General features: G+C 69.4%; 6 protein-coding genes. 3 read left to right on the top strand and 3 right to left on the bottom strand.

The features are described from left to right. Nucleotides 1-56: 56 nt before the first annotated feature. The 3 genes from ACFVM3_RS25935 to ACFVM3_RS25925 are packed head-to-tail and all read right to left on the bottom strand — an operon-like array spanning nt 57 to nt 2,851. Nucleotides 57-800 (bottom strand): class I SAM-dependent methyltransferase, encoded by a 744-nt coding sequence (locus ACFVM3_RS25935; protein ID WP_378442524.1) that lies wholly within the window; start codon nt 798-800, stop codon nt 57-59. Nucleotides 801-849: 49 nt separating this feature from the next. Beyond that, complete coding sequence (gene mgrA, locus ACFVM3_RS25930) at nt 850-1,884, bottom strand: L-glyceraldehyde 3-phosphate reductase (RefSeq protein WP_378442522.1); 1,035 nt, start codon at nt 1,882-1,884, stop codon at nt 850-852. Between the two features lie 10 nt (nt 1,885-1,894). After that, nucleotides 1,895-2,851, bottom strand: coding sequence for a helix-turn-helix transcriptional regulator (locus tag ACFVM3_RS25925; protein WP_378442520.1), 957 nt, complete (start codon nt 2,849-2,851; stop codon nt 1,895-1,897). Between the two features lie 62 nt (nt 2,852-2,913). On the opposite strand from ACFVM3_RS25925, the gene ACFVM3_RS25920 reads away from it, so the two are divergent. From ACFVM3_RS25920 to ACFVM3_RS25910, 3 genes are read left to right on the top strand one after another with little or no spacing between them, the layout of a single operon-like run. Then, entirely contained in the window at nt 2,914-4,353 is a 1,440-nt protein-coding gene (locus ACFVM3_RS25920) for an MFS transporter (RefSeq protein WP_378442518.1), read from the top strand. 21 nt (nt 4,354-4,374) lie between these two features. Next, nucleotides 4,375-5,256 (top strand): MoxR family ATPase, encoded by an 882-nt coding sequence (locus tag ACFVM3_RS25915; protein ID WP_005155088.1) that lies wholly within the window; start codon nt 4,375-4,377, stop codon nt 5,254-5,256. Continuing rightward, nucleotides 5,253-6,602, top strand: coding sequence for a VWA domain-containing protein (locus tag ACFVM3_RS25910; RefSeq protein ID WP_378442516.1), 1,350 nt, complete (start codon nt 5,253-5,255; stop codon nt 6,600-6,602). The genes ACFVM3_RS25915 and ACFVM3_RS25910 overlap by 4 nt, the downstream gene beginning before the upstream one ends. The last annotated feature ends 33 nt before the right edge of the window (nt 6,603-6,635 follow it).

Genomic DNA, 6,635 nt, shown 5'->3' with positions numbered 1-6,635 from the left:
GCGCAAGGAAGGGGACCTTCATGTACCTGGCGAGGTCGGACCTGGGACCAACCGGACTAGAGCTTGACGGCCTCCACGAGCACCCGCCGCGAGTGCGCGACGAACTTCCCGTCGGTCTCGATCACCCGATGGAGTTCCGCGAGCCGGTCGCGGTACTTCGCCACCTCGAACCCCGGCACGATCCAGATCACCTTCCGGAGGAAGTGGACGACGGCGGCGAGGTCGAAGAACTCCATCCGCAGTTTCGCCGGTTCGAGGCGCTCGACGCGCAGCCCGACGGCCTCCGCCTCGACCCGGAGGACGTCGGGCGTCCAGCCGCCGTAGTCCTGCGGGCCGAGGAAGAACTCCTTCAGCTCCCGCACGGTGCCCGCGCCGATCTGTTGCGACAGAAAGGTTCCGCCCGGACGCAGCACACGGGCGATCTCCCGCCACGGATTCGCGATCGGATGGCGGCTGGTCACCAGATCGAACGACTCGTCGGGGAAGGGTAAAGGCGCGTCGTGCTCGGCCTCGACCACCTCGCCGCCCAGCGGTGCGAGGGTCCTCCGGGCGACCTCGACGTTCGGCGGCCAGCCTTCGGTGGCGGCGAGGACCGGCGGCGGTTTCGGGATGCCCGCGAGCACCTCGCCGCCGCCGGTCTGCAGGTCCAGCCCGGCGGCGGCCGCCGCCATCCGCTCGCCGAGCAGCCGTGAGTAACCCCACGGCGGCCGTTCCTCCGTGGCCCGGCCCTCGAACCACGAGAAGTCCCAGCCTTCGACCGGGACGGCTTCTCCTTCGGCGAGCAGCTCTTCGAACGTCATGCCCGCAGTCTCGGCTCTCCGGCCGAGTGGGGCAACGCGATTTCGGGTGCTATCCGGCGTCGGTCGAGCGCTTCCAGAGGTTGATGTCGGCCTCGGTGGCGTAGCGGTCGATCTCGGCCAGCTCTTCGTGGGTGAAGTGCAGGTTCTTCAGCGCGCCGACGTTGTCCTCCAGCTGGGCGACACTGCTCGCACCGATCAGCACGGACGTCATCCGCGGGTCACGCAGGCCCCACGCGAGCGCGAGCTGCGCCAGCGTCTGCCCGCGCCGCCGGGCGATCTCGTTCAGCGCCCGGATCTTGCCGAGGGTGCTTTCCGTGATGGTGTCCGGATTGAGCGACTTTCCTTGCGCCGCACGGGAATTCTCGGGAACGCCGTCGAGGTAGCGGCTGGTCAGCAGGCCCTGCGCCAGCGGCGAGAACGCGATGCAGCCCGCACCCTCGGCTTCGAGCGTGTCGAGCAGTTTGTCGCCTTCGAGCCAGCGGTTGAACATCGAGTACGACGGCTGGTGGATCAGCAGCGGGGTGCCCAGTTCGCGCAGGAGCCGCGCGGCCTCGGCGGTCTTCTCCGACGAGTACGACGAGATGCCGACGTACAGCGCGCGTCCGGAGCGGACGGCGGTGTCGAGCGCGCCCACCGTCTCTTCGAGCGGCGTCTCGGGGTCGAAACGGTGCGAGTAGAAGATGTCGACGTAGTCCAGGCCCATCCGGCCGAGCGACTGGTCCAAAGAGGACAGCAGGTACTTGCGCGAACCCCATTCGCCGTACGGGCCAGGCCACATGTCGTAGCCGGCCTTGGTCGAGATGACCAGTTCGTCACGGTAGGGCTTGAAATCCGACGCCAGCAGCCTGCCGAAGTTCTGCTCGGCCGAACCGTAGGGCGGGCCGTAGTTGTTGGCGAGGTCGAAATGGGTGATACCCAGGTCGAACGCGCGCCGCGCGATGTCCCGCTGGGTGCCCAGTGGCTTGTCGTCGCCGAAGTTGTGCCACAGGCCCAGCGAGATCGCGGGCAGCTTCAGGCCGCTGCGCCCGGTGCGGCGGTAGGGGATGCTCTCGTATCGGCCCTCGGCCGCGACATAGGTGCTCACGGGCCCGATGCTAGCCGCCGGAAGCCCGGGAGAAGAGGGCGGCGACGGCGCCCAGGTGATCTTTGAACGCCGAAGGGCTCTCGACCTCGAAGGGCGCGCCGATGGCGGCGAGGATCAGGACGGGCCAGTCGAAGGTGTCGACGTTCATCGTCAGGCGGCAGGACGTCTCGTCGATCGCTTCGAGCGCGCCGCCGAGGTACCGCACCGCCGACTCGACCCGGTCTTTCGGCGCCTCGACCCGGACTACGAGCGTATGCGTGGTCGGCCTCGCCTTGATCTGGGCTTCGACGAACTTGACCGCGTCGCCGCCGGGGATCTCGCGCGGCCGGTAACGCGCGCCGGTGGTGCGCGGTTCGCTGAGCCTGTCGACGCGGAACGTGCGCCAATCCACCCTGTCGAGGTCCCACGCCACCAGGTACCAGCGCCGTCCGAGCGAAACGAGCCGATGCGGCTCGACCAGCCGCGCGGACTCCTCGCCGCCGCGTGCCGCGTAGTCGAACTTCAGCCGCTCGTCGTCCCGGCACGCCTGCGCGATCACCGTCAGGCTGGCCGCGTTGACCCGGGGACCGGTGACGGCCGCCGGCGTCGTGTACGCCTGGAGCGCGTCGACGCGTCTGCGCAGCCGGGGCGGCATCACCTGGACGACTTTCGTCAGCGCCCGGACCGACGTCTCCTCGATACCCTCCACCGAACCGCTCGCCGCCGTCCGCAGGCCGACCGCGATCGCCACGGCCTCTTCGTCGTCCAGCAGCAGCGGCGGCATGACCGTGCCCGACCGCAGCTGATAGCCGCCCGCGACGCCGCGGCTCGCGTTGACCGGGTAACCCAGCTCGCGCAGCCGTTCGACGTCGCGCCGGAGCGTCCGTTCGCTCACCTCGAGTTTGTCGCTCAGTTCGGTCCCCGACCAGAAACGGTGTGTCTGCAGCAGCGACAGCAGCCGCAGCATCCGCGCACTCGTATTCGCCATGAATCCAGGTTCGCTCCGATTCCGGTCAGAAAGTGGCCGGAATTGACTTTAGCGTTGCTCCCATGACGATGACACTGGACACCCCGAGCGGTGTGACCACGGAAAACGTGGAGAAGTCCTACCGCTGGCGCTGGCCCGCGCTGTTCGTGATCCTGACCGGTTCGGTGATGGAGCTGCTCGACATGACGGTCACGAGCATCGCCGGACCGGTCATGCGGGAGTCGCTCGGCGGCGGCACCGCGATGATCCAGTGGCTCGGTGTCGCCTACACCCTCGCGATGGTGTCCGGCCTGCTCACCGGCGGGCGGCTCGGCGACATCTTCGGCCGCAAGCGCATGTTCCTCATCGGTGCGATCGGTTTCGTCGTCGGTTCGCTGTTCTGCGCGATCTCGGTGAACCCGGAAATGATCATCACCGCGCGGGTGGTGCAGGGCCTCTTCGGCGCCGCGATGGTCCCGCAGGGCCTCGGCATGATGAAGGAGATGTTCACCGGAAAGGAGCTTCAGTCCGCCTTCGGCATGTTCGGCCCGGTGATGGGGCTCGCCGCGGTCGGTGGCCCGATCCTGGCGGGCTGGCTGGTCGACGCCGACTTCTTCGGCACCGGCTGGCGGATGATCTTCCTGATCAACCTGCCGATCGGCGCGCTGGCCGTGCTCGCCGCGCTGAAGTTCCTGCCCGCCAACCGGCCGGGTGCCTCGCTCAAACTCGACATCCCCGGCGCGCTCCTCGCCACGACCGGCGCGCTGCTGATCGTCTTCCCGCTGGTCCAGGGCCGCGAGTACGGGTGGCCGCTGTGGACGTTCGCGATGATGGCCGCCGCGGTCGTGGTGTTCGGCGTGTTCGCGTGGTTCGAGAAGCGCAAGAGCGCTCGCGGCGGTGACCCGCTGGTCGAGCCGAGCCTGTTCCGCAAGCGCAGCTTCCTCGCCGGGATGGCGACCGGGACGATCTACTTCGCCGCCTTCTCCGGTTTCGGTCTCGTCTTCACGCTGTACCTGCAGCTCGGGCTCGGTTTCTCGCCGCTGAAGGCGGGGCTGACCGGGGTGCCGATGTCGCTGGGGATGATCGTCGGGATGGGCCTGGTGCAGGCGGTGCGCAAACACGGCCGCAAGGTGCTGCACACCGGTGCCCTGATCATGACCGCCGGTGTGGTCGCGTTGCTGCTGGTCCTCGGCCCGGAGACGGGTCCGTGGCAGATCGCGCCCGCGTTGCTGGTGGTCGGGATCGGCTCCGGCCTGATCATGGGACCGTACTTCGAGATCGCGCTGTCCGGAGTGGAACCGTCGGAGGCCGGGTCGGCGTCGGGCGCGCTGACGTCGCTCCAGCAGGTCGGCGGCGCGCTGGGGATGGCGCTGCTGGGCACGGTGTTCTTCGACGCCGGGACCGCCGATCCGACCGACGCGGCCCAGCGGACGTTCTGGGTGGTCGCCGTGATGGTGATGCTCACCTTCGCGGTCGGGTTCCTCCTGCCGAAGCGGATCCGCGACGTAGAGTCGGCCGGGTAGGCGATCGAGCTGGGAGGCCGCGTGGCTGGGACCGGGTACTTCACATCCGTCGAAGACGTGACGGCGAAGCTCGCCGACACCGGCTACCTGGCCTCCGCGGCCGTCGCCACCACGGTGTTCCTCGCGGACGCCCTCGGCAAGCCGTTGCTGATCGAGGGCCCCGCCGGGGTCGGCAAGACCGAGCTGGCGAAGGCGGTCGCGCAGGCGAGCGGCTCCCGGCTCGTACGGTTGCAGTGCTACGAAGGCGTCGACGAGTCGCGTGCGCTGTACGAGTGGAACCACGCGAAGCAGCTTCTGCGCATCACGGCAGGCAAGGACGAGACCTGGGACGAAGCCCGCAACGACATCTTCGGTGAAGAGTTCCTGCTGGCCAGGCCGCTGCTGACGGCGATCAAGGGCGACGAGCCGACCGTCCTGCTCATCGACGAGACCGACAAGGCCGATGTCGAGATCGAGGGTCTGCTGCTGGAGGTGCTCGGCGACTTCCAGATCACCGTCCCGGAACTCGGCACGATCACCGCCGGGCGCAAGCCGTTCGTGGTGCTGACCTCCAACGCGACGCGTGAGCTTTCCGAGGCGCTGCGCCGCCGCTGTCTGTTCCTGCACATCGACTTCCCTGATGCGGCCTTGGAGCAGCGCATCGTGCGGCTCAAGGTGCCGGGCGTCGACGACGCGCTCGCCGCGTCCGTGGTCAAGGTCATCACCGCGTTGCGGGCGATGGAACTGCGGAAGGCGCCGTCGGTCGCCGAAACCATCGACTGGGCCCGCACCTTGCTGGCGCTCGGCGCGGACAGCCTCGGCGAGGACGTCGTCCGCGCGAGTCTCGGCGTCATCCTCAAACACCAGGACGACGTCGTGAAGGCGGACGCGCGGCTGGAACTCGGCAAGGTCCTCGACTCGTGAGCGGTGTGCCGGGCAGGCTCGTCGAGTTCGTGGAAGCGTTGCGGGAGCACGGAATTCCCGCCGGTCCGAGTGAGACGGTCGACGCCGCCGCGGCACTCGAAGTGCTGGGCCTGGCCTCCCGCGAGCAGATGCGCGAAGGGCTCGCGGCGGCGCTGGTCCGGCGCGGCGGCCAGCGTGCGGTGTTCGACGCGACGTTCGACATCTACTTCCCGCTCGGCGTCGGCGCGCCCACGCAGGACCCCGTCGAGGATCTGGCCGCGTTGCGGGACCGGCTCGCCACGGCGCTCGCCGCCAACGACCAGACGGAACTGACGCAGCTGGCCGGGCTCGCCGTCGACATGCTGGGGGAGTACGGCGGCACGGCGGGCACCGGCGGGTGGTCGGCGCACCAGACGCTGGAACGGCTTCAGCCACAGACGCTCGTGGTCCGCGTCCTCGAAGCGATCCGCGCGGGCGCTTCGGACGATTTCACCGACAGACTGGACCGCGACGACGTCCGGCGGCGGGTCGAAGGTTTCCGTGGGCTGGTGCGGACCGAAGCACGCCGCCGGGTGGCGGAAGTCCGTGGCAGGGAACGGGTTTCGCGGCACGCCGTGCCGCCGGCGGCCGACCGCGTCGACTTCCTGCTCGCCAGCCGCGCGCAACTCGCCGAACTCCGCCGCGTCGTCCAGCCGTTGTCGCGCAAGCTCGCCACCCGGCTGGCCGCCCGGCGACGGCGGCACGCGCGCGGGCAGATCGACCTGCGCCGGACGCTGCGGCGCTCGCTGTCCACCGGCGGCGTCCCGATGCGGCCGTCGTACCGGCGGCACCGGCCGGGGAGGCCGGAAATCGTGCTGCTGTGCGACATGTCGGGCTCGGTGGCCGGTTTCGCGAACTTCACCATGCTGCTGGTGCAGGCGTTGCGCGATCAGTTCAGCAAGGTGCGGGTGTTCGCGTTCATCGACGCCTGCGACGAGATCACCCACCTCGTCGACACCGGCGCCGCAGATCCGGAGGATCTCGGCGCGCGCATCCTCGCCGACGCCGAGCTGACCCGCTGGGACGGGCACAGCGACTACGGGCACGCGCTCGGCGAGTTCGCCGAGCGCTATTCGGATGCCGTGGGGCCCAAGACATCCCTGCTCATCCTCGGGGACGCCAGGACCAACGGCGGCGACCCGAATCTGGAGGCGGTGCGCGGGATCGCCGCCGCCGCGAGGCATACGTACTGGCTCAATCCCGAGCGGACCGCGCTGTGGTCCACCGGGGACTCCGAGGCGCACGCGTACGCGGAGGTCGTCGAGATGCACGAATGCCGGAACGTGCACCAGCTGACTCGGCTGGTCACGCGGCTGTTGCCAGCCTAGGGGTGGCCGAATGTCATGAAAGGGTCGTTCACG

It is taken from the genome of Amycolatopsis sp. NPDC057786 (genome assembly GCF_042797905.1).
Taxonomy (GTDB): domain Bacteria; phylum Actinomycetota; class Actinomycetes; order Mycobacteriales; family Pseudonocardiaceae; genus Amycolatopsis.
Note: the sequence above shows the minus strand (reverse complement) of the source record. Positions and strands in the feature narration are given on the sequence as shown.